Annotated in this window: 1 rRNA gene (only partly in view); it reads left to right on the plus strand. The window is 53.3% G+C overall.

The features are described from left to right. Positions 1-2,345: ribosomal RNA gene (locus tag J0A66_RS21310) — 23S ribosomal RNA — on the plus strand; it begins 766 nt to the left of the window's first position. Positions 2,346-2,356: the final 11 nt, after the last annotated feature.

The raw sequence follows: 2,356 nt of genomic DNA on the forward strand, positions 1-2,356 counted from the left end.
GGTGACTGCGTACCTTTTGTATAATGGGTCAGCGACTTATATTTTGTAGCGAGGTTAACCGCATAGGGGAGCCGTAGCGAAAGCGAGTCTTAACTGGGCGCTTAGTTGCAAGGTATAGACCCGAAACCCGGTGATCTAGCCATGGGCAGGTTGAAGGTTGAGTAACATCAACTGGAGGACCGAACCCACGCCTGTTGAAAAAGGCGGGGATGACCTGTGGCTGGGGGTGAAAGGCCAATCAAACCGGGAGATAGCTGGTTCTCCCCGAAAGCTATTTAGGTAGCGCCTCGGACGAATACCTGCGGGGGTAGAGCACTGTTTGGGCTAGGGGGTCATCCCGACTTACCAACCCCATGCAAACTCCGAATACCGCAGAGTACTATCCGGGAGACACACGGCGGGTGCTAACGTCCGTCGTGAAGAGGGAAACAACCCAGACCGCCAGCTAAGGTCCCAAAGTTCTAGTTAAGTGGGAAACGATGTGGAAAGGCCCAGACAGCTAGGAGGTTGGCTTAGAAGCAGCCATCCTTTAAAGAAAGCGTAATAGCTCACTAGTCGAGTCGGTCTGCGCGGAAGATGTAACGGGGCTCAAACTAGACACCGAAGCTGCGGCAGCATACTTGTATGCTGGGTAGGGGAGCGTTGTGTAAGCCGTTGAAGGTGGATTGAGAAGTCTGCTGGAGGTATCACAAGTGCGAATGCTGACATGAGTAACGATAATGGGGGTGAAAAACCCCCACGCCGGAAGACCAAGGTTTCCTGTCCCATGCTAATCAGGGCAGGGTAAGTCGGCCCCTAAGGCGAGGCAGAAATGCGTAGTCGATGGGAAACGGGTTAATATTCCCGTACCGGTGTTATCAGTGATGGGGGGACGGAGAAGGCTATGCAAGCTTGGCGTTGGTTGTCCAAGTGAAAGTGCGTAGGGAGTGTTCTTAGGTAAATCCGGGGACATAATTCCGAGACACGAGACGAGCCACCAAGGTGGCGAAGTTGCAGATGCCATGCTTCCAGGAAAAGCCTCTAAGCTTATGATAACACTGACCGTACCCCAAACCGACACAGGTGGTCAGGTAGAGAATACCAAGGCGCTTGAGAGAACTCGGGTGAAGGAACTCGGCAAAATAGTACCGTAACTTCGGGAGAAGGTACGCCCCTGGACGTGAAGGACTTGCTCCGTAAGCGTCTGGGGGTCGCAGTGACCAGGTGGCTGGGACTGTTTATTAAAAACACAGCACTGTGCTAAATCGAAAGATGACGTATACGGTGTGACACCTGCCCGGTGCCGGAAGGTTAATTGATGGGGTTAGCTTAGGCGAAGCTCTTGATCGAAGCCCCGGTAAACGGCGGCCGTAACTATAACGGTCCTAAGGTAGCGAAATTCCTTGTCGGGTAAGTTCCGACCTGCACGAATGGTGTAACCATGGCCACGCTGTCTCCACCCGAGACTCAGTGAAATTGAAATCGCCGTGAAGATGCGGTGTACCCGCGGCTAGACGGAAAGACCCCGTGAACCTTTACTACAGCTTGGCACTGAACATTGACCCTACATGTGTAGGATAGGTGGGAGGCTTTGAAGCATTGTCGCCAGATGATGTGGAGCCGCCCTTGAAATACCACCCTTGTATGTTCGATGTTCTAACGTTGGTCCCTGAATCGGGATTGCGGACAGTGTCTGGTGGGTAGTTTGACTGGGGCGGTCTCCTCCCAAAGAGTAACGGAGGAGCACGAAGGTCGGCTAATCCTGGTCGGACATCAGGAGGTTAGTGTAATGGCATAAGCCGGCTTAACTGCGAGACAGACACGTCGAGCAGGTACGAAAGTAGGTCATAGTGATCCGGTGGTTCTGTATGGAAGGGCCATCGCTCAACGGATAAAAGGTACTCCGGGGATAACAGGCTGATACCGCCCAAGAGTTCATATCGACGGCGGTGTTTGGCACCTCGATGTCGGCTCATCACATCCTGGGGCTGAAGTCGGTCCCAAGGGTATGGCTGTTCGCCATTTAAAGTGGTACGCGAGCTGGGTTTAGAACGTCGTGAGACAGTTCGGTCCCTATCTGCCGTGGGCGCTGGATGATTGAGGGGAGCTGCTCCTAGTACGAGAGGACCGGAGTGGACGAACCGCTGGTGTTCGGGTTGTGATGCCAATCGCATTGCCCGGTAGCTACGTTCGGAATCGATAACCGCTGAAAGCATCTAAGCGGGAAGCGAGCCCCAAGATGAGTCATCCCTAGACCTTTAAGGTCTCTGAAGGGTTGTTCAAGACGAGAACGTTGATAGGCAGGGTGTGGAAGCGTTGTAAGGCGTTAAGCTAACCTGTACTAATTGCCCGTGAGGCTTAACCATACAACGCCCAA

It is taken from the genome of Bowmanella dokdonensis (assembly GCF_017254865.1).
GTDB lineage: Bacteria > Pseudomonadota > Gammaproteobacteria > Enterobacterales > Alteromonadaceae > Bowmanella > Bowmanella dokdonensis.